The 23,915-nt window shown below is 43.0% G+C and carries 26 protein-coding genes, 1 tRNA gene, 1 pseudogene and 1 riboswitch; of the genes and pseudogenes, 11 read left to right on the top strand and 17 right to left on the bottom strand.

The features are described 5' to 3' along the window. Entirely contained in the window at nucleotides 1-600 is a 600-nt protein-coding gene (gene recR / locus IPM19_02105; protein QQS23335.1) for a recombination protein RecR, read from the top strand. A 16-nt stretch (nucleotides 601-616) separates the two neighbouring features. Here recR and IPM19_02100 read toward each other — a convergent pair whose 3' ends face one another. Genes IPM19_02100 through IPM19_02085 form a run of 4 tightly spaced genes read right to left on the bottom strand, consistent with a single transcriptional unit; the run spans nucleotide 617 to nucleotide 3,856 of the window. After that, the gene (locus tag IPM19_02100; GenBank protein QQS23334.1) at nucleotides 617-1,675 is read right to left on the bottom strand and encodes a serine protease; all 1,059 of its coding nucleotides are present in this window, start codon (nucleotides 1,673-1,675) and stop codon (nucleotides 617-619) included. 7 nt (nucleotides 1,676-1,682) lie between these two features. Then, complete coding sequence (locus IPM19_02095) at nucleotides 1,683-2,429, bottom strand: hypothetical protein (protein QQS23333.1); 747 nt, start codon at nucleotides 2,427-2,429, stop codon at nucleotides 1,683-1,685. Beyond that, nucleotides 2,410-3,273 (bottom strand): prolipoprotein diacylglyceryl transferase, encoded by an 864-nt coding sequence (lgt, locus tag IPM19_02090; GenBank protein QQS23332.1) that lies wholly within the window; start codon nucleotides 3,271-3,273, stop codon nucleotides 2,410-2,412. Before lgt ends, IPM19_02095 begins: the two co-directional genes overlap by 20 nt. A 4-nt stretch (nucleotides 3,274-3,277) precedes the next feature. Continuing rightward, nucleotides 3,278-3,856 (bottom strand): ribonuclease H-like domain-containing protein, encoded by a 579-nt coding sequence (locus IPM19_02085; protein ID QQS23331.1) that lies wholly within the window; start codon nucleotides 3,854-3,856, stop codon nucleotides 3,278-3,280. A gap of 1,813 nt (nucleotides 3,857-5,669) precedes the next feature. Between IPM19_02085 and aspS the strand changes: the two are divergent. The 5 genes and pseudogenes from aspS (at nucleotide 5,670) to IPM19_02060 (ending at nucleotide 9,499) form a co-directional block, all read left to right on the top strand. Continuing rightward, nucleotides 5,670-7,438, top strand: a pseudogene (gene aspS, locus IPM19_02080) (aspartate--tRNA ligase). A 7-nt stretch (nucleotides 7,439-7,445) separates the two neighbouring features. Next, on the top strand, nucleotides 7,446-8,006 hold the full coding sequence (locus tag IPM19_02075) for a segregation/condensation protein A (GenBank protein QQS23330.1): 561 nt from the start codon (nucleotides 7,446-7,448) through the stop codon (nucleotides 8,004-8,006). Nucleotides 8,007-8,040: 34 nt separating this feature from the next. Beyond that, the gene (locus IPM19_02070) at nucleotides 8,041-8,280 is read left to right on the top strand and encodes a hypothetical protein (protein QQS23329.1); all 240 of its coding nucleotides are present in this window, start codon (nucleotides 8,041-8,043) and stop codon (nucleotides 8,278-8,280) included. Nucleotides 8,281-8,300: 20 nt separating this feature from the next. After that, nucleotides 8,301-8,906, top strand: coding sequence for an SMC-Scp complex subunit ScpB (scpB, locus tag IPM19_02065; GenBank protein ID QQS23328.1), 606 nt, complete (start codon nucleotides 8,301-8,303; stop codon nucleotides 8,904-8,906). A 518-nt stretch (nucleotides 8,907-9,424) separates the two neighbouring features. Next, nucleotides 9,425-9,499: transfer RNA gene (locus IPM19_02060), tRNA-Glu, on the top strand. A gap of 232 nt (nucleotides 9,500-9,731) precedes the next feature. Here IPM19_02060 and IPM19_02055 read toward each other — a convergent pair. Further along, nucleotides 9,732-9,887: a hypothetical protein gene (locus tag IPM19_02055; GenBank protein QQS23327.1), complete on the bottom strand. Its 156-nt coding sequence runs from the start codon at nucleotides 9,885-9,887 to the stop codon at nucleotides 9,732-9,734. A gap of 271 nt (nucleotides 9,888-10,158) precedes the next feature. Between IPM19_02055 and IPM19_02050 the strand changes: the two genes are divergently transcribed. From IPM19_02050 to IPM19_02040, 3 genes are all read left to right on the top strand, one after another. Further along, nucleotides 10,159-10,872, top strand: a complete 714-nt coding sequence (locus tag IPM19_02050; protein ID QQS23326.1) for a DUF5343 domain-containing protein — start codon at nucleotides 10,159-10,161, stop codon at nucleotides 10,870-10,872. A gap of 70 nt (nucleotides 10,873-10,942) precedes the next feature. Beyond that, nucleotides 10,943-11,569: a DUF5343 domain-containing protein gene (locus IPM19_02045; GenBank protein ID QQS23414.1), complete on the top strand. Its 627-nt coding sequence runs from the start codon at nucleotides 10,943-10,945 to the stop codon at nucleotides 11,567-11,569. A 383-nt stretch (nucleotides 11,570-11,952) separates the two neighbouring features. Further along, on the top strand, nucleotides 11,953-12,552 hold the full coding sequence (locus tag IPM19_02040; protein ID QQS23325.1) for a hypothetical protein: 600 nt from the start codon (nucleotides 11,953-11,955) through the stop codon (nucleotides 12,550-12,552). A gap of 168 nt (nucleotides 12,553-12,720) precedes the next feature. Here the strand turns inward: IPM19_02040 and IPM19_02035 are convergent, their stop codons facing one another. Further along, a complete protein-coding gene (locus tag IPM19_02035) occupies nucleotides 12,721-13,023 on the bottom strand; it encodes a zf-TFIIB domain-containing protein (protein QQS23324.1) in 303 nt (100 codons plus the stop codon). 218 nt (nucleotides 13,024-13,241) lie between these two features. Next, nucleotides 13,242-13,592 (bottom strand): nucleotide pyrophosphohydrolase, encoded by a 351-nt coding sequence (locus IPM19_02030; protein ID QQS23323.1) that lies wholly within the window; start codon nucleotides 13,590-13,592, stop codon nucleotides 13,242-13,244. Nucleotides 13,593-13,729: 137 nt separating this feature from the next. Here IPM19_02030 and IPM19_02025 point away from each other — a divergent pair, with 137 nt between their 5' ends. Both IPM19_02025 and IPM19_02020 read left to right on the top strand, forming a co-directional pair. Further along, the gene (locus IPM19_02025; GenBank protein ID QQS23322.1) at nucleotides 13,730-13,882 is read left to right on the top strand and encodes a hypothetical protein; all 153 of its coding nucleotides are present in this window, start codon (nucleotides 13,730-13,732) and stop codon (nucleotides 13,880-13,882) included. Nucleotides 13,883-14,029: 147 nt separating this feature from the next. Next, on the top strand, nucleotides 14,030-14,413 hold the full coding sequence (locus IPM19_02020) for a US12 family protein (protein ID QQS23321.1): 384 nt from the start codon (nucleotides 14,030-14,032) through the stop codon (nucleotides 14,411-14,413). Between the two features lie 62 nt (nucleotides 14,414-14,475). On the opposite strand, the gene IPM19_02015 is transcribed toward IPM19_02020, so the two are convergent. The 10 genes from IPM19_02015 to IPM19_01970 form a co-directional block, all read right to left on the bottom strand. After that, entirely contained in the window at nucleotides 14,476-15,321 is an 846-nt protein-coding gene (locus IPM19_02015) for a trypsin-like peptidase domain-containing protein (protein ID QQS23320.1), read from the bottom strand. 15 nt (nucleotides 15,322-15,336) lie between these two features. Next, nucleotides 15,337-16,062, bottom strand: a complete 726-nt coding sequence (locus tag IPM19_02010) for a trypsin-like peptidase domain-containing protein (GenBank protein QQS23319.1) — start codon at nucleotides 16,060-16,062, stop codon at nucleotides 15,337-15,339. A 107-nt stretch (nucleotides 16,063-16,169) separates the two neighbouring features. After that, nucleotides 16,170-16,871, bottom strand: a complete 702-nt coding sequence (locus IPM19_02005) for an NERD domain-containing protein (GenBank protein QQS23318.1) — start codon at nucleotides 16,869-16,871, stop codon at nucleotides 16,170-16,172. 3 nt (nucleotides 16,872-16,874) lie between these two features. After that, nucleotides 16,875-17,921, bottom strand: coding sequence for an LD-carboxypeptidase (locus tag IPM19_02000; protein ID QQS23317.1), 1,047 nt, complete (start codon nucleotides 17,919-17,921; stop codon nucleotides 16,875-16,877). A 28-nt stretch (nucleotides 17,922-17,949) separates the two neighbouring features. Beyond that, nucleotides 17,950-18,135 carry a type II toxin-antitoxin system RelE/ParE family toxin gene (locus tag IPM19_01995; protein ID QQS23413.1) on the bottom strand — a complete coding sequence of 62 codons (186 nt, stop codon included), beginning with the start codon at nucleotides 18,133-18,135 and terminating at the stop codon, nucleotides 17,950-17,952. Beyond that, nucleotides 18,108-18,323, bottom strand: coding sequence for a ribbon-helix-helix protein, CopG family (locus IPM19_01990; GenBank protein ID QQS23316.1), 216 nt, complete (start codon nucleotides 18,321-18,323; stop codon nucleotides 18,108-18,110). The genes IPM19_01995 and IPM19_01990 overlap by 28 nt, the downstream gene beginning before the upstream one ends. Before the next feature lie 124 nt (nucleotides 18,324-18,447). Continuing rightward, entirely contained in the window at nucleotides 18,448-19,539 is a 1,092-nt protein-coding gene (locus IPM19_01985; protein ID QQS23315.1) for a methionine adenosyltransferase domain-containing protein, read from the bottom strand. A 57-nt stretch (nucleotides 19,540-19,596) separates the two neighbouring features. Beyond that, nucleotides 19,597-19,709, bottom strand: a riboswitch (SAM riboswitch). A gap of 125 nt (nucleotides 19,710-19,834) precedes the next feature. After that, nucleotides 19,835-21,190, bottom strand: a complete 1,356-nt coding sequence (locus IPM19_01980; GenBank protein QQS23314.1) for a DUF3883 domain-containing protein — start codon at nucleotides 21,188-21,190, stop codon at nucleotides 19,835-19,837. Then, a complete protein-coding gene (locus tag IPM19_01975; protein ID QQS23313.1) occupies nucleotides 21,180-22,301 on the bottom strand; it encodes a DNA cytosine methyltransferase in 1,122 nt (373 codons plus the stop codon). The genes IPM19_01980 and IPM19_01975 overlap by 11 nt, the downstream gene beginning before the upstream one ends. Beyond that, nucleotides 22,282-23,871, bottom strand: a complete 1,590-nt coding sequence (locus tag IPM19_01970; protein QQS23312.1) for a DNA adenine methylase — start codon at nucleotides 23,869-23,871, stop codon at nucleotides 22,282-22,284. Before IPM19_01970 ends, IPM19_01975 begins: the two co-directional genes overlap by 20 nt. Nucleotides 23,872-23,915 lie beyond the last annotated feature (44 nt).

Raw genomic sequence — 23,915 nt, 5'->3', positions numbered from 1 at the left:
ATGTTAAAACTACCGCCGTCATTGTCCCGGCTTATAAATGAATTTTCCAAATTACCAGGCATTGGGCCCAAAAGCGCCCAGCGCCTAGCTTTTTATTTGCTAAAAAAAGACAACGTGGAGCTTTTAACCTTGTCCGAAAGCGTTAAAGAACTCCGTAAAGACATTAATTTTTGCGATGAATGCCACAATATGAGCGAACAGAACCCATGTTCCGTATGCGGCGATCAAACCCGCAACCACCAATTGATTTGCGTTGTCGAAGAACCTTTAGACGCGCTAGCCTTAGACCGCACCGGTTCGTTTAAAGGAGTATTCCACGTCCTGGGCGGAGTGCTTAACCCCATCGAAGGCGTCGGCGCCGAACAGCTCAATATTTCTTCCCTACTCGTTCGCATCGGAAAACTCAATGCCCAGGAAATCATAGTTGCCACTAATCCTACATTAGAAGGAGAAACTACGGCTATGCATATTGCCAAGCTACTTAAGGACTCTAACGTAAAAATAACCCGCATTGCGCGCGGGTTACCTATGGGCGGAGATTTAGAATATGCAGATGAAGTTACACTGTCGCGGGCACTGGAAGGCCGCCGCGAAATTTAAACTATCAAAATTCAAACTACATTGTTCCGGAAACCAAATTTAATTCTAAATTTGTCCCAGATCTGTAAACCTTTACCCGAATCGTTTGATTCGGTTTTGTTTGTCTTAAAATAGAATCAAAATTAATAGAATTGTTCACGGCCTTTCCGCCCCATTCCACAATTACGTCGTTAACTCGTATACCGCTATCTGCAGCCGACTTCCCTGCCGCCAAACCCATGACTCTTGCCCCGCTAACGGTTTGCAAAATCTTACTTTCACTTTCGCTCAACATTTGGTAAGAAAAACCAAATGACGGACGAACTATCTGCTTTTGGTCATTTAAGAAATTATTAACCAGCAAACGGACATCATCTACGCTGATAACGTTTTGCCCGTCCCAAACGCCAACCATACGACCGGAAAGGTTCATAATTGCAGTAGCTGGAGCAAAGCCGCCGTTTACCTGAACGCTGTAAGAGCGGCTCACTAAATCGCTTTCTAAAACTGCGCCGTAAGTATCCGAAGATAAACGAGAAATATATCCGGTAGCAAAGCGGGTCATGCGATTGCCTACTGAGTTTTGCAATCCCAGCACCTGCTGCCCTACGCGGAGGTCATCATTATTTGAAGGGTCAAGCACGGCTAAACCCTGGGCAGAGGTTTTTAAGAGTACCAAGTTAGAAGCCGGGTCTGGGTAGCTTGTTTCTACCGGGAATACGTCGCCATTGCTGGTGACGATGGCAAATACTTTTCCGCCTGGAGCCAATGCGGCTTTTGTGGTCACTAGATAACCGTCAGAAGTCCAGTTAATAGCCGAGCCGGTAGTGGTAACTTTACCGTTTTCAAAATAAATTAACGTAGAAAGCTTGGACTTGGCGTTTTCCGCAGCTTCTACTGCATCATTGCCGTTGTTAACTCGCACGGTTTCGCGATTAGTTACAACCAGTTGAGCCTGAGGATTAAACAAATTGAACTTGCGCGCCCAAGAAGCCGTCGACAGTCTTGCGGACAAATAGTTGCCAGCCAATAGATCTGCAACCCAAACAATTACTGCCGTGATAATTATAACTAGAACAATCTGTTTTTTATTCATACGAAAATTAATTTAAAATGGACCAAGGAGATGACAGCAATACGATGATGCTTAAGCCTAAGGCAAGCAAAATATTGAACTGAATTTGCCTCGCTGTTAAGGTCTGATATAGATAATGATAATATATTGCCCACAAAAGGTACAGAATATTAAAGTTGATAACAGCTAAAACCGAAAAGTGTAGAGGTAAAAATTGCAGCACCCAAAACAGTTCGGCAGAGAATAAAGCCAGAACTAAAGCTGCCAGCCATTTAACGTTAGTGTTGTGCGGGACAGTTTCTACCGAAGTTCGAACTAGCAGAGCCATACCTACAAATAACAAGAATAAATAAATCAACCCGGTGAGAGGGAAATAAAAATTAAAACCATACATCCCAATAAGCAAACTAGCCAGAGAAAGCAGAAAAATATTCCAACCTATCTGCTGTCCGGTATTTTCTATTAAAGTTTCAAAAAAGAAGATTACGGGAATGCTTACCAACAAGAACAAAGCCCGGCCGAATCCTAGAGGAATTACAAACAACAGGCTAAACCAAAAAATTAAAAAAATTGGCAGGCGTAAAAACAGCCATTTATTGTAATGACCGCGGCTTTTTAAAAAGCGCCAGTTATAGACCATTATTGCCGCCACATAAATTAAAAACCCCGGAATTAAAAAACGGAATACCGGCATCGGACTAGCAAACCATTGTACGATTACCACAAAGGCAACCGCAAACAAGGCGCTAAATATCTTATGATTTCTGGGGTTCATGTCGCGATTTAACAAGCATTACTAATGAAATCAGTATAAGCGGCGTAGAAACTAGTGCGTATTGAGGAATTCCAAAGAGGTAAGTATTTTCTGCGCGAATCATCTCTACGAAAAGCCTCACTATACTGTAAGATCCCAACCAAAACCAAAAAATCTGGCCCGGCTTAGGATTCACCCATTTTATCAATATATATAGAATGAGTAAACCAGCTAAGGCTTCGTATAAAAAGAGCGGGTGAAAGAATTGAGAAGTCTCGTATGGTGGAATCCGAAAGGCAGCAGGCACAAACATTTTCCAGGGCAAATTAGTCGGCACGCCGAACAATTCATAATTGAACAAGTTCCCCAGGCGGCCGACAATCTGGCCCGCCAAGACCGAGGGTGCAAGATAATCCAAAAGCTTCAGAAAAGAGTATTCCGGCAATCGAGATCTCTTATACCACCATAACCCCAATAACCCGCCGATAATCGCTCCGTAAATTCCAAGCCCTCCATTCCAAACATAGACCACAGACTGCCAGCTAGCTTGGTAATACGAGAAGTCGGTTACGATATGATACAGTCGGGCACCTATGAATCCGGCCACAATTAGTATTAAGGAAATAGAATCCAACTGATCAAGAGTGAGGCCAAATTTTTGTGCTCTCCGCCGCGCTAAATAATATCCTGCCAAAATTGCTGCGGCCAAAATGATTCCGTACGAATAAATTCTCAAACCGGCGATATCAAAAAACTGCGGCAATATTACATCTCCGCTAAAAATAAATTTCGCCATCGCTCCCACAGCTACGACTATTGCCACGACTGCTAAAATTTCATACCGACGAGATTGCAATATACTCATAAAATTAAAAAAGGACTTCCTGGCGAGTCACCCCTACCCGGCTCTGCGGTTCCTCACACTTAATCGGGATTTCTTTAATCGCAAAGTAATCTCTATATAATAGCTTCTGATTCTTTAATGCGTATTCGTAAACCTCTTTAGTCACCCGGACGTCGTCTAGACAATATTTCTTAAGGAGATCCATTTTGCCGTTTTTATAATAGAGCAAAGCTTCGAGGCCGTTGCCAGATTTTCCGCTGCCAATACTCCCCTGTGCCACTGACTCCAATTTGATCTTATGGCCCAACACTTTGTCTATCTCTTCTAAAAGGTCGTAATAAGGAACCGAATTAATGTCAAAATTCAGATAAGGCTGAAGAACCTCAAAATCAAACTGCTTGATATTAAATCCAATAATCTGGTCGGCCGACTGCAATAATGAACCCAGCCTTGGCAGCTCATGTTCTTCATAAATTAAATACTCATCTGTCGCATAATTATAGATGCCGCAAACGGATATTTTTAACAGGTGATTTTTGCCGCGCCCTCCCACTTCTTCAAATGATTTCTGGGTTTCTAAATCTAATACAATTTTCTTGAGCATTTTCTTTTTATTTCTTGATATTCGGTTAATTTCTGCTATCTAAGTATATCAAACTTTAAAATTCAGTAAAATTTATGTCTTAAATAAGCCATTTTTAATCCTTCCGCTTCGACCTGCCTTGACAATATCTACTTAATATGATATTATTTCGTCACTGAATCTGTGATGGGTATTATTTGCCCGTGGCGGTGATAAGAAGCTGCTTTATTCATAAACCAATACAACCCAGGGCATGAAGCTCAGACGGTGATGATTGGCACACAGAAGTTCAGTCTCCTGGCATACTCGGCCGCTGAGAGCTTGTACGAAGGTCGGCACGACGCGCGCAAACGATGCGTGGGGCGCGCCCACCATCGGATACAGCCGACAATATACCCGCGGAGCCCAAGGCCTATCGAGGATTTCCCCGATTGGCCCGGATAACGGCTCTTTTACCTCGAACCAGTCGCGGGAGCAGATTTAACAACCCACTTGTTAGCTGGGAAGAAAAATCTGTAAAAACCTGGTTCGAAATTACCGGCACGATCCGAAGTGCAGCTATCGGCTTTTACGCCGCGAGTGGGGTTTCCTCTCCAACTACGCGCCGTGCCGATCGCACACCGCCGGTATTGGCATAGGCACTGCCTAGGCTGATAGGGATGGGGCAAAGACGGCGTTTCCGCCGTCGCCCCTTCCCTCCGTTTTCAAAACTCGTTTGGGGGAAAACAAGAAAATGATTCGTTCGCTCCTTTCCGTTCATGGCCTTTGGCCTCATCTGTAGGCCGTCGGGCCAACAATGAGATCGGGGCACCGGGCTCCTTAGCGTTTCCGCGATCGGCGTAGCTCTAGTTCTTCTAAAAAGAAGAATTAACTGCACAGCGGACCGGCTTATAGAAAGAACCTTTTAGATTAAAAAAGGGTGTCCGCGGCGAGATACTTCGCTGCGGCCCGCAATCATATTTCTTTTCTTCTTAGTTACGAGCTCGCACTTCTGTTGCGGGCTCTTTTCTTTTGTTTAATCTTTATGGCTATTTTATGACGAGTATTAATTTACTCCCCCATTTTAAAGCCATATTTATGACTTTTCCACAGGTGTGGAAAACTTTCTTAAAAATTGATTTGACAGATTTTTAATATGGGTGTAGTATTACTCCACGTTCACTTCATCTTCGGATGAGAAAACGTCACACTCAAACCGTCTACTTAGGTCACAAAGTAGAGATAGCGCAAGTTATCAAAACCGACAACCGAAAAACGATTTGAGTACACAATCAGACATTTTATTGTAAAGTTTTGACCCTAAAAAGTCAGCCCAAGAAGTCAGTTCGGAAACGAACAGATGGATCTCTGACAAGATCAAGCGAAGGGCCTAAGAAACAAGGTAGCACCCAGGTGTTACCGGAAACAAATAGAAACTTAAAGACAACTCAGGTTGTTGAACAATAATGTAAGAACCCACGATGGTTCGAACTATACTCTAGTCAAAGAGTAAACAGTCTGACCGCTTTGAGCCAAAACTCAAAGCTATTCCGCGAAGCGCTCGTGTTCTCGTCGAGTCTGAGAAACATATTGTGCGGGGTAGAAATATCCCAATCGAAATGACTTCAATTACTTGATGCGAACACGGCCCACTGCGGGAATATCAGCGTCCCTATGGAGGACTATGGCGGATAAGCTCCGCCATGCAATAATACCGTCGCAATTTGCGACATTCTAGTGAAGAGGTTAACAATCGCGTTAACCTCTTTTTTCATTCTAATTTTTCATAGAACCTTACTTTAAATTTAGCCAGCAAGCTTGGAATAATGCCTAAATTTAGATATAATTAACCCATATGCAAAGAACTTTAGCTTCTCAATCTTTAGATTTTGTCGGACAAGAAATCACTTTAGCCGGCTGGGTCAACAACAGCCGAGACCACGGCGGTCTGATTTTTATAGACCTCCGGGATCACACCGGATTAGTTCAGTTAACTATTCATCCCGAACAAGTCGACGCTTTTAAAATCGCCGAAACCATCCGCGATGAGTTCGTCATCCGCGCCACTGGAAAAGTGTTAAAGCGCAGAGCTGCTTTGGTAAATAACAACATCCCAACAGGCAGCATCGAGATCGAAGTTACTAACATCGAAATACTTAACAAGAGCGAAGTATTACCATTTCCTGTTTCTCACGGCACCGAAGAAGTAAACGAAGAAATTCGCCTAAAGTACCGCTTCTTGGATTTGCGCAGGCCAAAAATGCAGGACCGCCTTAAGCGCCGCGATCAGTTTAATGTAAAGATCCGCGAGTACATGCATGCAAATGATTTTACCGAAGTCACTACGCCAATTTTAACTTCGAGCAGCCCAGAAGGCGCCCGCGACTACTTAGTACCCTCTCGCCTGCATCCAGGCCAATTTTATGCATTGCCTCAGGCTCCGCAGCAATTCAAGCAGCTCTTAATGGTAGGAGGCTTGCCGCGCTATTTTCAAATCGCTCCTTGTTTTAGGGATGAAGACCCGCGCGCAGATCGCCATCCGGGCGAGTTCTATCAATTAGACGTAGAAATGTCTTTTGTAGAAAAGGGTGAAGACGTTCTGCAGACCATGGAACCGCTGATCGTATCTCTGGTGCGCGACTTTGCCGGTAAGCAATTAGTTGCAGAAGATGTGCCGCGCATCGCTTATAACGACGCTATGGAAAAATACGGCAGCGACAAGCCTGACCTGCGTTTCGGTATGGAAATGACGGACTTAAGCTTTGACCTCAAAGATACCGAATTCGCTGTCTTTGCCGGCGCTCTAAAAAACCATGGGGTAGTTAAAGCTATCGTGGGTTCTGGCGGCGCCAAGCTGACCCGCAGCCAGATTGACGACCTCACCGAACGTGCCAAGCGCGACGGTGCTGGCGGATTAGCGTACATTCAAATGGCCGAGGACGGACCTAAATCCCCGATCATCAAGTTCCTGTCCGAAGACGAACTAAAAACAATTATAGACAAAACCGGCGCTAAGACCGGCGACATTATTTTCTTTGGCGCTGACGAACGCAAAATTGTAAACAAAGTGCTGGGAAACTTGCGCTCTACATTGGGCGACTGGTTTGAGCTCAAGGATCCGAACAAAGTTGCTTTAGCCTGGATTGTGGACTTTCCTCTGTATGAATACGACGAAAAAGAAAAGCGCGTAGACTTCTCGCATAATCCATTCTCTATGCCTGTAGGCGGCTTAACTGCTTTCGAAAACAGCGATTCGCTCGATATTAAGGCCGACCAATACGACATGGTGGCTAATGGCTATGAAATCTGCAGCGGCGCTATCCGCAACTTTAATCCGGAAGTCATGTACAAAGCTTTTGGCATTGTTGGCATTTCTAAAGAAGATGTCGACGCTAAATTCGGCGCGATGATCAATGCCTTTAAATTCGAGCTCCTCCGCACGGCGGCTGCGCCTTTGGCTTAGACCGTTTGTTCATGATCTTGGAAGATGAACCAAACATTCGCGAAGTAATGGCCTTCCCTAAGAATGGCTCTGCTATCGACTTGCTAATGAACGCGCCAAGCGGCGTAGACGAAAAGCAGCTCAAAGATCTTCACATAAAATTAGATTTGCCTAAGAAATAAAAGTTAGTTGACCCAAATAAAAGTTCAACAATTTGAAGGGCCTCTCGATCTCTTACTGTCATTAATAGAAGAACAAAAGCTCGACATTACCCAAATTGCTCTGGCCGAAGTCACAGAGCAGTTTTTAAGCTACGTAAAGCAGCTGGAACAGATTGATGCCACCAGCTTAGCTGATTACTTGAATATTGCAGCGCGTCTGTTGGTGATTAAATCAAAGGCGATTTTGCCTTCTTTGGAAGTTGAAACAGATGACGAGCTGGAACCGGAAGAAGATTTAACTGCCAAGCTGATATTGTACAAACAGTTCAAGGAAGTAGCCAAGCATCTTAAGCAGCTGAATAATAACAAGCAGCAGAGCTACACTCGTTCGCTGGTATTTTCTGAACGCATCAATTTCTGGCCGGACCCGGAAGTTACTGCGCACACTTTGCACGATTCCATTTTGAATGTCTTGCAGCAGCAAGGAATTGGACAACCTCCCAAAAGCCAAAATCCGCGAAGCAATTTCCATTCAGGAAAAATTTCCCATCTGCAAAACAGGTTGGCGGCAATATCGAAACCAAACTGAGTCAGCTGCTGGCGGAATCAAAAACAAAGACGAAGTGATTATTACTTTCCTTGCCTTACTCGAGCTTATTAAACAGCGCATCTTTAGCGTAAACCAGGATGAACTATTTACAGATGTAACCATTACCAAATACACTCCATCGGTAGCGGTTATAGAGGAAGTCCCAGACGAAGAAGAAGCAGACGCCGAAGAAGCAGAAGAGGATGACAATGACGACGAAGACGACGACAGCGAAGGCTGGGATGCCAGTGATTATGAGGACGATAACAAATAAATAATGGTAAAATAATAAAGATGAATAGTTTAACATCCCAAATCGAAAGCTTATTGTTTGTATCCAACAAACCTTTAACTGTAAAAGCCATTGCTAAGTTTACCGGCGCAGAACCGGAAGCTATTGCTCAATCCTTGCAAGAATTGGCTCAATTAAGAGCTAATTCCGGGGTTGTATTGTTAGATACCGGCAATGAATATCAGCTAGCAACCAATAGCGACAATAGCGATTTAGTCCGCGGTTTTCTAAACAGCGACCTTCGTGAATCTTTAACAGACGCGACTGTAGAAGTATTAGCCATTATCGCCTACCGCCAGCCGATTTCTAAAGCAGAGATTGAATCTATCCGCGGCGTGAATTCGCAGTACAGCATCCGTGCATTGCTCATGCGCGGGTTAATAGAAAAAATACCAAACCCTCAGGATAGCCGCAGCTCACTTTACCAGATCACTACAGAATTCTTGCAGCAGTTAGGCATTACCTCTATCGCCGATTTGCCGAGCTTCGATGAATTGGTTAGAAACATCAAGCTGCCGGATACCCCAGCTGCGGAAGAGGTTATCACGGAAGTGGAAATTTCCCAACCCATCGCAGAAACGGAACAGGAAGACGAAAATAATTTGTAAATTAAAAAACTACCGGAACAATCTACGGTAGTTTTTAATATTTAGAGAAAACGGAGAGATCAAACCTCTCAAGTGATGCGACTCATTTCGTAGAGCACAGCGCCCGCCTTCCGACAGCCCCCTTGTTGATTAAATCAGGCACGCTTTCTCTAAACCAAAATCAATGAACCCTCTTTGAGGTGCCTTGAAATTAACATCATTAAGTTGCTATGTCAATAGCTAAAAACTAAAGAGTTAACTAAAACTTAAAATATTTTTATTGTCTTAGATAAGTCGGTTAGAAATTTTAGCGAGGCAAAGCTTCGTAAGATTCCTTCGGTGAAGTCGGAACTTCGCCTTTGATTTTGGTTATCACATCCAGCGGCAATGAAAGTCGCCAGAACTAAAATTAACAGCAGGTACTTCATAATTAAATTATACCATCCACCCCGGGGAATTAGTTTAGGCTTGCCGATAAGCCTGACTGTGCCCCTTTTCAAAACCGGCACAAACTGATAAAATACTTTGTAATTGATTGCGGCGCCATCGTCTAGTGGTTAGGACACATGGTTCTCATCCATGTAACCGGAGTTCGATTCTCCGTGGCGCTACCAGTGAATAAAAAGTAAAAAGTAGCGCCACATAGCGCTGTTTTATTTAAGCCGAAAATTAAGCGCAAAACTACCAAAACTGGCGCACCTCAAAAACTGCGCATTAGAACATAAAAAGTAAAACCGTGGAGAACCACGCTTAGATAAAAGTTGAATTCGTTCGATTCACGAATGGGGGTCGGCGTTCCGCATTTTTAGCACCTATTCGTTGTGCGACGCGTAATTTGTTGTCGTTCTAATTTTTGAATCTTCTTCGCCACTGTGACTTCAGCCGCAACTCCTCACCTGCTGGAGTATCTTTGATGCGCTGGTAAATCCGGTAAACGACTTCTGCGTAACGACGCAGATTCTCCTCGGCTTCTGGGTCTAGTTTTTCCTCGGGCTTAGACATACATAAAGAGTAGATCGCTAACCTGATGCGCGCATGATCATTCCCGAGTCTATGAGGGAGGAGGTGGGAGCCCTCAGATTCCACAAATTTATCGTCCCAGCGACGCAACTTGTACAACGAATCTCTCGCACGATCAAATTATTTAAGATACGCTTACAAGCACGTAGCTAGCAAAAGCCTTGTTATCGTTGTGCTGTCAGGCTCTCTTGACAATGCTGCCCACCTGGATTTATACTACGAGTACACTGTTGCACAATTAAACGTAATAACTATGAATGATACAAAACCATCGGAAAACAAGCAGAAAACATCTCCTCCTTATCTAAGCGTCGGAAAGCTGGCTCAACTTTTCGGACTCATCTCGACTCGTAATTTCCAGGAAATCCAACCGGGAGAACTCACGCACTATGGATACGGTGAAAGTGACGGCTACGTAGCGGTTACCTCATTAAGATTCTTGGGGCTTCTAAACAGTAAAAACCAAGTTCAGGAGGTCGCAAAGAAACTGCATTTGAAAGGCGATGCTCGCACAGAAGCAATCGCTGAACTCGTAAAATCTGCGTACGCTAAGCTTCTCGAGCGAATGCCCACGGCTTATTCCCTACCGGCAGATGAACTACATAATGAATTCATCGTCACTTATGGAATAACTCCACGGCTCGCGCGAACAGCAGTGCCCGCATTTTTGTGGCTTGCAGAAGAAGGAGGGCTCAAAGAACCCAGTGGAACAATCAGCAAGTCCCAAGAAACAAAACGTTCGGTTCCAAAGGCGGCTACGAAGATCCCCGTTAAGAAAGCCAAAAAGCAGATCGAACCCTCTCACGACAGCCATGGAGCTTTGAATTTTGAATTCAAAGGTGGCGTGCGATTGATAATCCCTAACTCGGGCCATCAACTCTCTGCTGCCATCGCTCAAGGTGAACTTAAGATGATTTCAGAAGAGATCAATAAGTTCGTCGAAAAACACTTAACAACTAAAGAATAAAAAATCATGGTGAGCGAAAACAGGCTTCGGCAAGGCCCCCTACGCAAGCGTTAAGCCATTCGGTGACGCTCTGAATCGCGTGAGGCAGCTACAACTTAAGAGAATTGACACTCCGACTCTCGTTAAATGGGGAAGTACAAAGTATGACGCTTCTTCAATTTTGTCGGCTTTCAAGTTTCTAAACTTAATTGATGATCAAGGCAAAGTCACCGAAAACTATACGGCCCTGCGCCCCGATGCAACATATAAAGATCAATTGTCTCGAATTGTACGCAGCGCTTATGCCCGGCTGTTTGAACTCCATGGAGATAGCTTTGAGGGCAAAAATCGTAAGGATATTGCGGACACCATCATACTTGATGATGCATACCCAGAAACCGCTAAAAAAAGCGCCGACAAAGCCGCGAGCCTTTTTATCTGGCTGTGCTCCCAATCCGGGATAGCAACCGGGAGTAAGGATGCCACCGCTAAAGTGGTCGGAGCTACGCGGGCATCATCTGAGGTGAAGCGCCCCGCGATCAAACCCGCCGCGACGAAAACCCCTCCCGCTCCGACACAGATATCTCAAGTATCCGGATTCCCTTTAAGTGTGTCCCTAGTGATCACGCCTGCTAATACCGAAGCGGAAATTTATGAGATGTTCCGGAAGCTTAATAACACACTAAAACGACTTGAAGATGAAAACAGTTCCAACTAGAGCCATCGTTCTACAAGATGTTTCAGCTGAGAACATTATGGCGTTATCCGAGCTGTATCCCACGGGATTCAAGATATAGACAGACTCGCCAAATACCTCGACGTGGGTAAGCCACAGGCGATCAAGATCCAATCTATGGCGGAGCAGTTGGGCATCATAGTAAATACTGGTGGGACCCTGCAGGGTAGTAAGCGGCGAGGATCAGAAGTTACTTAATTCTTCACAAAAAAGGATCTACCCATCCTATTTGTTAAGCACCTTCGCAAATTTGGGCCCTTCGCAAAATTCTTTCATTTTCTTTCGTTAGGATATGAACCGGAAGAGCGGCACGCCGGTCATGTGCGATCTTTGGGATCAATCGAAATGAGAAATCTGCCCTAAAGATGTTTAAGTCCTGGGGTAAATACGGGGAAGTTCTTAAGGTAGACGGGACCGTCTCCATCGAAGCCACATTGAGAAACCAGAGTTTAGAGAAGATCGACGAACTTCGCAGTGCCTTCATGAGCGCATTCTCGGCTCAAGAATATCTAAACCAAATCTTAGGAGATGACGCGTTCGCTTTTCTGGATGATTCTATACGCGAGGAGCTAATTAAGGCGATGGTCGATTTCTCGCATGATCCTCGCGGTTCCATAAAAATCACACGGGAAGTCTTAGAAGATTTCCTCTCAGACTACGGCGGTCATTTCAATATCAATATGTCCGGCGCTGGAACTTTTAACAAAAAGATTTTGCTTCTACGTCAAAATAAGAAGATTGCAACAAAGCATGTTCCCATCTTGGAGGGACTCGAGATAATGCTAGAAGGAAAAGTGATGGAGAATATTGGGGCTTTTGGAAACCTGGCCCATCACGGCAAGATCGACGAAGACATGAGTCGTTGGAATGTAAGTGGGGAAATTGCGCTTTGTGTCGTCTTAGAAACGATCCTAACGATCAAAAGCATTTACCTCTACGGGGTTAAAGGACAAACGCAGTATTAAGGATACCGCACATGTTTAGCAATTTTACTAAGGGTTCAAGCCGAGATCGTTGTGTGCCTGATGAACCGGCGTCTCGGCAAAAACTTCCCATATCTTAGCGAGAATGGTTCGAGCTGTTTCCCGATGAGGGCTGCAAAAAACACCAGCACTTGCTGGTGTTTTTGTTTGCTAAAAATCGAACAAGTCGCCAAGAAAAGATTCTTTCCTCTTCTTCTTGTGATGGCCGCCGTACGAAGAATGATCGTCATACTTTGGCCGGTCGTCATATCGGGGCCGATCCTGATACGGCTGTGAATGCTGCTGCTGTGGACGATGTTCCTGCATAGGGGCGCCGGCAGACTCGCTGCTGGCAATGAGCTTATCCAGCTCTCCGCGATCGAGCCATACCCCGCGGCAGGTTGGACAGTAATCGATTTCGACTCCTTGGCGTTCTGTCATAGCCAAAGTAGTCTGGTCATTTGGGCATTGCATGCTTGTTCCTTTCTCAATTAATTATTTTTTGGTATAAAAAAAATACCGGTTGAGCCGGTTATAATTGATATTGGTTCTTCGAACAAAGCGCTCAAATTATGAGACCTTTCGCTTTATTCTCCCCTAATACCCAAGGCCATTTCATTATAGCCTAAACCCAGATTTTATTAAAACTATAACTGCAAAAAATAAAAACGCGCATAATCGTGCGCGTTTAGTCATATCAATTTATTGTACTTAGTATGACGGCCCTTGGCCTTATCGACCGGATACTTAAGCTTGTTCTTTTCGAGCTTGTCCTGGGCGGCTTTGATAATGTCGATTCCCAGGTCATCGCACATCACCAGCACCCAGTTAAAAACGTCTGCCAGCTCTTCCTGTATCTCCTGCTTGCCAGTCACAGCAAATTCTGCAATCTCTTCCGGAGACTTCCATTGGAAAAGCTCCAATACTTCGGAAGCTTCCAGGCTAAGAGAGATGGCCAAATCTTTGGGGTTATGGAACTGCTTCCAATCGCGCTCCCGATGAAACTGCCTTAAGGCCTCAATCTGTGCTTGTATTTCCGACATATATTCCTCCTGCAGACTATATATTAGCACCCGAAACCGCCTAGGGCAAGCACCAGCCTCTTGACTTTACCCGCTTCTAATCGGTATGATATGTTGTTATTGTTTAATAACACACTATTCTTTAGGAGGAATATTGAATGTTCGAAAATCGCATGAGCCGTGGCTTTGCCCAAGAGAATATCTCGGCAAGACTATATATAATGCAGATGGTTCTGTTCATCTGCGGAGGCTTGTTCCTCAGCGGGTTCTTCTCCAGCATAACTTATAGCTGGGAGCCCAGCTGGCTCTGATCCTGGGCACGTTCGCAGTCGCCCTCATCGGACTGTTCATCAGTTTCGTTGAGTCGACGTTCATCGCTTCGCTAGGCTACGGCATTTTATGCGCCGGCTTTGGAGCGATGCTTGGTCCGGTACTGGCCATGTATACCCCTGCCTTCGGTGACCACCATCTTCTTCGCTACACTCACCATCACGGCAGTAATCGGCATTGCAGGAATTCTCTATCCGAAATCGGTAGCCCATTGGGGAGGTTTTCTGCTTACAGGGCTTATTGCCTTGATTGTCTGCCAATTCGGCGCAATACTATTAGCCTCGTTCGGCTATCCGGTGCAATTCGCTTTCACGGCCTTGGACTGGGTCGGCGTGTTCATCTTTTCGCTGTATATCTTTTACGATATGAACCAAGCGGTAAGAGCGGAATTCACGACCCGCAACGCTCTAACTTTTGCGGTCGGCATGTACCTCAACATCATCAATCTATTCCTTCGACTGCTTTCGCTTTTCGGAACAAGGACGATTAAAAAACAAACCGTTCTGATCTAGAACGGTTTTTATATTGGGAAAAATAAAAAGAGCTCGTAAATCGAGCTCTATATTTTTCATCCTTAGCTATGCTTGGCCTCGGCTTTCTTCTTGTAATTGATGAGGCCGTTGATAATAGCGATGGCCTCGAACCAAAACGTACAATAGGTAATGTCGACATCCTTGGCATTGCCTGTAGAAACTACTCCATAAATCTCGGAGTTCTTTGTGGCGACTATTCCCCCGGAATCACCACAGATAGTCTTCATGGAAACCTCCACTTGATTGCCGTAAGGGAATTCTTTGCCCAAAGCACGGACCTTACGCAATTTAGGGTTACGAACGATGCCAAAAATTTTCTTTAGCCGTTGGTTCCAGTAAGAGTAATGGGCCACCGGAAACTCCTGGGCAATGTCGAACTTGGGAGCAAAACGATAGCGAATCGCTTCCGCAGGACCGCCCTTGTCGGCTTTCACCAAAGCGATATCGCTGCCTTTGCCGGCAAAAACAACCTTCGTGATCCGATAAAACTGGCCATTATCTCGCCGGACAAATAACCGGCCTTTGTGCAGGTCATCCACGCAATGGTGACTCGTAATAACATAGCCGTTGCGGGTAATAAGCAGACCATTGGAAGAATGGCCGCCGCCCTCGCCGACAATTTCCACAATACCGCGTTCTAGGTTAGTCTTCGCTTCTTGGTCAGAAAGAAAATTTCCCCAGTAAAAGTTATTGGCGAATTCCGCCAATGCAGCTTTGTCCAGCTGCAGTTGCTCGCGGCTCAGCTTTGAAAAGTAGCCAATACCCAGCTCCTGAGTGAATTCTTTAAAATCCGCCTCCATGTGCGCTGACATCAGTTTAAATTCATCGCCAAGCTGGGTCACTCCGTCTACGACGGAGCTGTACAGATCGTTAATGATACCTTTCATCTTTTTCTCCTATTTCTACCGATATCCGATTACCTTCTGGATTATACCCAAGGCTTCGAACCAAAACGTACATGTGGCCACGACCTGCTCGTCATACTTTACGCCAGTTAAAGGATTAACCCTAAACCGGTAAGACCTGGATGCAAGCACGCCGTAAATCTCCGAGCGTTCCGTGGTGATAATTCCGCCAGAATCTCCAGGCTGGCCGTTCATATGAATGGCTACCTGATTGCGAAGATCTTCATTGCGAATAGCCTGTCCCCGATTTTTATAAGTGCTTAACATGGGAAAATGAATGACACCGGTTTTTTTCTTGAGCCGGTTTTCTATTCTCACTAACAGATCCACCACGAATCGCTGTTCGATGTCGTGCTTTACAGCAAACCGGTAACGAATCGGTTCTGCCGGCCCTTCCAAAGCAATTTTTGCTAAAGCAATGTCATTGCTCGTGCTGTAACCGCAGATCTTTTCTATGCGATAGCCTTTGCCATCCAGAGAACGGATAAACACAGGCCTAGTCTGATAATCAAAGATGCAATGATAGCACGTGATGATGTAACCGTTTTTGGTAACCAGCAAAGCATTGCCTGCATGATAACCATTGCCATAAACAATTTCCCGCAATCCGTCGTGCAGATTGAGCTTGGCTTCTTCGTCGCTAAGACCAGAAGACCAATGGAAATTATCAACGAACGATCGCAATGCGATCTTGTCCTGTTGAATCTGAAACTTACGATCCATAGTGCCTCCTGTATATGTTTTACTGACTCAAAATAGTACCATATTAAAGTACTTTTGTCAATGTTTATAATGCTAAAATAGCGCTTGTTTAAGCGCTATTTCTCTACCTAAACCACGTTGTGGCTTGTAAAGTGGGCTAAATGATTTTCTAGATGAATGACCTGGCTCTGATAAGCAACGTCCTTCTGGCTGATAAGGTAATCCACCAACTTGTCCTTATGGATCAGTAAAGTATGGCCGATCATTCTGGTTTGTACTGAATTGTTCCCGCCGGCAATGACCAGTATCCCTTGAATGAATATCGGACTTTTATTAATTCCGGACAAATATTTGTGAACTTGCAGCGTTCCCCTCATGGTCTGTTCGATAGCTTCATCTAAATAACGGCCATTGGCATGTTGCCAATTCTTTACCTCAACAGCGAAGAATCCTTTGGGACCAGAAACAACATAATCAATATTGCCTCTTTTGCCGCCGATGAGCAGATCGCAGAATACAGCATAATTGCTTGGAAGGCTTTGCAAAACTTTCAATACTTCTCGTTCTCCGCTCTGCCCTTTTTCATAATTTATAACCTTGCCTAATTTTTTGAAAGCCAACCACAAACACAGGCTTCCGGCACCCATAAACAAAGGCAAGAGTATTTTCAACAACAGAGACCTTTCGGTGGTCATCCCATACAAAAAGATGAAAGCAACTATGAGCCAAAAAGTTAGGCCAGTACTTAAGTACAAGTAATTCTGAACATTAAACAAACCTCTTTGCTTTCCTAAATATCTGCTGTCTGTACCGTACACTTTTGCCGGCATAAGCTAAAACTTTACGAACACCTTTTTATTAGTGCAGTCAATACGCGCTTCCCCGCCGTAAGGCAAGCAGATCTGCGGATCGGTGTGACCGAAGTCCATATTCTGAACAATCGGCACCGTCTTGTTATAATCCCTAATGACTTTAACAAAAGTCTCTCGCTGTTCTGCTCGGTGGACTTGTTTTTCTTCCGGAGTTTTCTCTCTGCCAAAATGCCATGCCTTGGGCCGGCCTACGAGCACGCCTTGCACGCGAGCCAACACTCCCCGCTCACCTAGTGCGCGTAAAACTCGGCGGACGTACCTCGCATCAGGCATTTCTTCGGAAGTTTCTAGGAATAAAATAATATTATCGAAATCTTCTAAAGCTGGAGTCGCTACGCCGTGGCGCAAGATTTCGTCGATCGATTCCAAGCACCCGCCCCAGGTGATTCCTTTCGCCTCGCCTGCTGCACCGTCCCAATACCAGCCTTCGTTAGGTTCGTACTCGCGGGTCATATTAATGGTTTCCGGATCATTCCACTGCAAGCCCACGTCGTTAAAGACGGGGCTAAAAGTGAGTTCCACTTCTTGAGATTCTTCAAACAAAGCAAGCTTTAAATATTTAACTGTAAACTCATCCATCTTGTTCTGCATGGCGTACTGCGTAAAAATGGAGCCGCCGTAATACGAAGGAATGCCGTTGAGCCAAAGGAAGTTCATAAAATGCGTGTTGTCGCTATAACCAAAGTAAGGCTTAGGGTTTTGCACGAAGGGCTCTGGAGAAATGTTTTTAACATAAGTCACTTGGTCGTCCCCGCCTAAAGAGGCAATAACTGCCTTAACCTGTGGATCGGTAAAAGCTGCCACTAAGTCGGCGGTGCGCTCTTGGCTAGATGCGCCCAGTTTAGCAGTTGCCGGATAGTCAATGGGATTTAAACCAAAAACTTCTCGCACTCGCTTGAGTCCGAGCTCGTACATATGCGGCCACATGCCGGGCGCGGCAAATGACGGCGAAACGATACCTACAGTGTCGCCCGCCTTCAATTTAGAGAGTTTGGCAAAGGGTTTCATGGTTGAATTTTAGCACAAAATCAGCGGTTCATTTATAAACTTCATGTCCGCCCACAGCATGAAAGCGCACTGATCCGTCTGGTATAAATTCAAAAATTATTCTATAACGATAATTGATAGAAAACGACCAAAAGCCATCAAGCTCTCCACTGAGTTTATGTGTATCCAAACTTGGATGAAGCGGTGTTACCGCAAGTCTCTGAGTGATTTTAATATCTTCCCTTTACCCGCTGCAAACTCTCTTTCGCTCTGCCTAACATCTTTTAATATCTGCTGCTCTTCCCATGCACGAAAAATGTCACGCAAAAACTCGCTTTTGCTAGTGTATCCACCCTTTTGCACTGCAGCCTCGATGGCTTTTTTTAACTTCGGCGAAACCGAAATATTCATAGTCTGTCTCATAGCCTAAAGAATAAATTTAGTTATCATTAGTGTAGCACATTGTGCCACAGCGTCAAAAAGACAATGGTTGATTAGTCGACCAACACAAGTATAGCGAAAACCACTTCAAGCCCCGATCAAGATTTTATAAAGTTTCGGTAAACGGTCTGTCCCACACATTCCCCCGCCCGAAATGACCCCACTGGCTCAGCTCGGCGTATTGAGGCCTGGCTAAATCTAAGATTTCGCAAATGGCCTTGGGCGAGAAGTCGTACAGATGGGAAATGTCTTGCCACAGGCCGTTTTTTGAGCCGTCAGCGAGATTAATGCCGTCAGGGTAGGTAAAATAGGCAGTTGCCATCACAGGCTTGGCAACGCCGATGGCATAGGCGATTTTTACAAGAACTTCTTGAGGAAGACTTTGCGGGTTTGAATTTGCCTGTGCGGCAATTTGCTTGCTTAATAAATCAACTGCCACCTTGCGCGCATAGTAAGCACCGCTGCGGTCGACTTTAGTGTAATCTTTACCGCTAAATGACCCGCCGCCGATTGGAACATGAGGACCATAGGCATCCACCACCAGCTTGCGGCCGGATAAGCCGGAGTCGGCATCAAACCCGCCTTGGCTCCACTGCCCCGCTGGATTGATCAAATACCTGTCGGCAGCAATTAAGCTGCGCACCAGCTCTTCCAGTTCGCTTGATTTTGAATTTTGAAAGCTTGCTACGACGCAGGTTATTTTAAAATTACTGCTGTCAGAATTATCCGCTGCGGAATTCGCCGCCCCTGCGCCGCCATAATCTACAGTCACCTGAACTTTCCCGTCATAAGGATATTGCTTATAAATATCTTGGCACAGCTGGCGAGCTAAACTGTACTCTAGCGGCATATTGTCTGGGGTATTACTGCAGGCATAACCCACCATGATCCCCTGATCCCCCGCGCCTCCAATATCCACCCCGCGGGCAATCTCTGGACTTTGCTGGGCGATGTTAAATATAACTTTGTATTCGCTACCAACAATGTCTTTAACGACTTGTTCATAATCTATTTGGGCGTTACTAGTTATTTCGCCATTATGAGTAATGAGGCCATGACCACCCATTACTTCTACTGCCACGCGCGCATGGGGGTCTAGTTTAAGGTGCTCATCTAGGATTCGGTCTGCAATATAGTCGCAGATTTTATCGGGATGCTTAGGAGAAACAAATTCGGCTGTTCTCAATTGCTGAGACATAAAAAATATCCTTTCTTGTCTATCAGGGAAAGACCGAGAGAAGGATACTTTTTAAAACGGATATCTTTCCCTGATAGCAGGGCCAGACGTAGCACCTTGGCCTAAATTGATTAAGGCTAGGTTGCCGGCGGGTCACAGGGCTGGTTCCCTATCCGCACTCTTGATATTTGTTAATTTGTAGTTGTATTATAGCAAAAGATCCAGGAAAAGTACTAATCAACCAAGTGAAACGAATGACTCGGATAGAAAAAAGGGATGATAAAACAAGCTTAGTCCCTAGGGAATTTCAAGCTGACTACTTCTTCACTTCTACTAACACTTGGTACTTAACAGGTGTAATAGTTACCCCTGGAATTTTATTTAAAAATGGATTTATCATTTTGTAGATACATGGGGATTGGGACATATAATCGAACACTACATACAAATGATAATTCTTGTCTGATTTAGCTACGGCGATTTCATTTTCTGATATGAAGAAACGGAAAGAAGAATTTGGTTTACCCTTAACCGCTTTAACCTCTATGTGTTTTTCTTTACCTGATTTATTGTATGATAGTACATCATAGCCGTAGCTATCTGATTCCAGTGACACTTGGGTTACTTGACCTGCGAATTTCTTCTTACCCAGAATTAGTAAATTTTCTTTTTCGTATTTAATTACGACTTGCTCAGCAAAATCACCCACAATTTTATTGTTTGCGTCTCTTTCTGTATAGTCAATTTTATTTCCAACTGCACTCTTAATTCTTTCCGTAGACTTAGTTCTTAACGACGGACTAATCGTTATATCGACAAGCTGAGGATTCACTTCTTCAAGTTTTGGTAATTGGTCAACACCAACTATTTGCTCAAAAATGTCACTCTGTTCTTGTGTTGATTTCTTTTGTAATGTATCAAAAATCCTTTGATAATTCGGATTCGATGAATAAAATTGCCACCCATCATTTGTGGTAAGGTATTCATAATATCCTTTACCACTAAAGTCCCTATGAGAAAAACTACTTAGAATAACTTTAATATCTTTCTTTGAAAGATTTGAGGCTATATTATTTTTCTTATCTTTTTCTATATATGAAGAGGTTGAGAGCATATCAAAAAAGCGTTTGACGTTATCATGGAAGTCCGTAATCCCTAATTCGTATGCTTTTTGTGCAAATATATCTTGGTAAGGCGTTTTGTCTTTGGCGTGCCTATAACCACGCAATAGCTTAACAACAGTGGGAATCTCGATCTTTTTATTTATCCAGCATACAAAAAGTGCGTATTCCTCAAAAGTAATATTACCAACAATATAAAGTAATTGTAATAATACCTCCATTGGGGCGATCTTGATGGAAACTTTATTATTAATAAAAGGTGCATCCAGATACACTTTCATTAATTGTTCATCGAGTATTTTCTGTTTGTATGGAGAATTAATAAAAGTCTCTCCGGCATTTGATAGTTTTAATTTATCACCACCCAGATTTATTACGAAACCTAAATAACGCAATGTAATACTATTGCGAGTAGTGAGTTTTTTGAAGTTAACTGTTAATTCTTGATGAATTTTGTTAACAGTGTCGGTAGTATATTCTTTCTGTTTGGCTTTTCGCCAGAAATTACTACCATTTTTTTCATCAAGAAATCTTTGATAATTATTTATCATATTTATTTAAAACTTTAGAGATTCTGCTGGCTATCGCCTCAGCTAATAATGGTGGCACAGCATTCCCAATTTGTGTGCCAATTGAACTTTTACTCCCATAAAAGATAAAGCTATCGTCAAACGATTGTATTCTAGCAGCCTCTCTAGGTGTCAGAGCCCTATGTTGGGTTGGATGAGTAACACGACCAACAGATGGCGTATCAAATCTAGTAGTAATTGTATAAGCTGGTTTATTTCTATCTAGCCTGCCAAAAGCACCGCTGTGCACGGATTTAGTTTGAAGTTTTGAGGGAATACTAGATCTTCCTTCGCCTTCTTTGATATTTTTTAGTATATCAATAATACGAAGGTCATGCTGAGTAGCTTGATGGTTGTATAGCTTTCTACTTTTGCCCCTTCTTGCTTTTTGATAAGGGGTAAGTTTTTTAGAGGGCAGATAAGATGATTCAAAACTACCAGAGCCTGCATTAACTTTTGGCAAATCTAAAATTGATTCAGCTATAGTCACATATGGATTTTTTCTATCGTTTCCATGTGTTTTTTCTGGAAAAAGTTCGTCAGGATCTATCCCTATTTTATTACCAATAAATACTGCCCTTTTTCTAAGTTGGGGTACCCCATATTCTGCTGCTAAAAGTACATGTACCTTAGTCTTATAGCCCAGCTCTTCAAATCTGTTTATTATTTCATCCCGTATAGCACCATTGTGTATATTAAGCATGGCAGCGACATTCTCCATTACAAATATCTTAGGTTGAATATCTTTTACAACTCTAATAAATTCTTTGAATAGTTCATTTCTGGGATCATTTAAAAAGGCTCCGCTATTGCGAATTCTACGTCCTGCCATACTAAACCCTTGGCATGGTGGTCCACCAACAATGACATCAATCTTTTTTTCTCCATTGAGTAAGTCAGAGGTTTTAACCTTGGTTATATCTTCGACTATCACTTTTGTACCTGGATGATTTTTTATATAAGTATCAGCAATCTCAGAATTGTATTCATTAGCAGATACAACATCAAAACCAGCCCTTTTAAAGCCAGTAGAAATTCCTCCTACTCCAGCAAATAAGTCAATTATTTTTAAATTATCTTTCTTGCCAGCCATATTCTTTAGATCGATTTTGCTTATATTTAAAGTTCTGCTTTAACAAACCTTCGATATTAGTAACCCGCCCTTGATTATCTGAATATAAATTCTTTTCCACGATGAAAGGAATCAGTTTCTCGTACAGAGAATCTGATGACATGAAACCTTCATTATTCGATATCCAAAACTTTACTTTTTTAATAATTTCAGTCTCATTGTCTCTGTGATCTATTTTCTTTTCTACGGGTTTTATTTTAGAGTTTTTCTGAAAATTATAGACAAAATCTCCTCTCAGTGTATTGTTTCGATTTATGCCTTGAGTTCCAGAGGTAACTGCTTGTTCCTGATAAACAACATTCACAAGATGAAAACCGCCACTGGTTACAGCATCCATCACAGCTTTCCATATGTTTAAATTTCTGTTATGGAAAGTAAAAGAAAGATATTTACCATCTTTTAAAACTCTATGCAATTCGGAATACACTTTTGCCATTCTAGACGAATAATCTTCGTATTTTTTATTACGATATGGATCGTAAATAATTTCACCTTCATAATTTACTTTATTTTTAAGCCACCCATTCCAAAACATACTAAGTCCAAAGTATGCAATACTGTCACCGTACGGGGGGTCAGTAAATATGTAATCTACAGAAGAAGATTTGACTACCTTTAAGTTAGTTGCATCTACATTTAAAATTTGCGCATTCTTGGGATCAAAAATTCCTGCAATTTCTTCTTTACCTTTTTTTATCTTTAGAAACCGGTGCTTAAAACTATTGAAAACATTTTTTTCAGTATGTACTTTAGGAGCCCATAGTTTACTAATAACCCATCCGGATTTACCATTGACTGAATGCACATCACCTGGGATCATCTTGGAAACATTGGGTAGCATGGATGTAAAACACAATAAAATTAAATTTTTTGTACTTTCATTTTTAACCTGCTCAATATCCTTAATAATTGAACCCAAAACCACAAGAGCCCGTTCAGTAAAAAATTCACTTAATTTGCTCTTGCCATTTCTTTTGACAAATTTTAATATTTCATCCTTTGGGTAAAATATTTTGTTTGTTTTATCGAGTTTACTAAAAAGTTTTATAGAGTCTTTTAAAGTTTTTTGATCGCTTGAATCAGTCGACTTAATAAACTTTCCACAGGAACTGCAAGTAGCACTGACTTTTGAAAAAGATTCATGGTCCCAAATTGAATTTTCAAAAGGTACAATTGAACCACACTTTGGACATTTGGTATTATATAATTCGATAAATTTCTCATAATTCTTCTTGAATATATTATAAAAAGTCCTTTCGAAGTCTTCTAAGTCAACTTTGCTTATAGTATTTTGCGCAATAAAACAAGCCATTGGGTTGAGGTCTATCCCAATTGCTTTACGCTTATGTTTGAGTGATTCAATTACAACAACTCCGCTACCCATAAAAGGGTCTAATACGATATCGCCAGGTTTTGTAAAATTTAATATATAATCACTCACCACATTATGTGGTTTCCTCCCCCAGTACTTGTGCATCATGTAGTGGGCAGGATGAGTTTTTGCGGTAATATTTTTGTTTATTTTTTTCATAAAATCTCGCTTCGTAGAACTACTTAAAACCTCTTTTATTTCTG

The organism is bacterium (assembly GCA_016699995.1).
In the GTDB taxonomy this organism is placed as follows: Bacteria; Patescibacteriota; Doudnabacteria; order UBA920; family UBA920; genus UBA920.
Note: the sequence above shows the minus strand (reverse complement) of the source record. Positions and strands in the feature narration are given on the sequence as shown.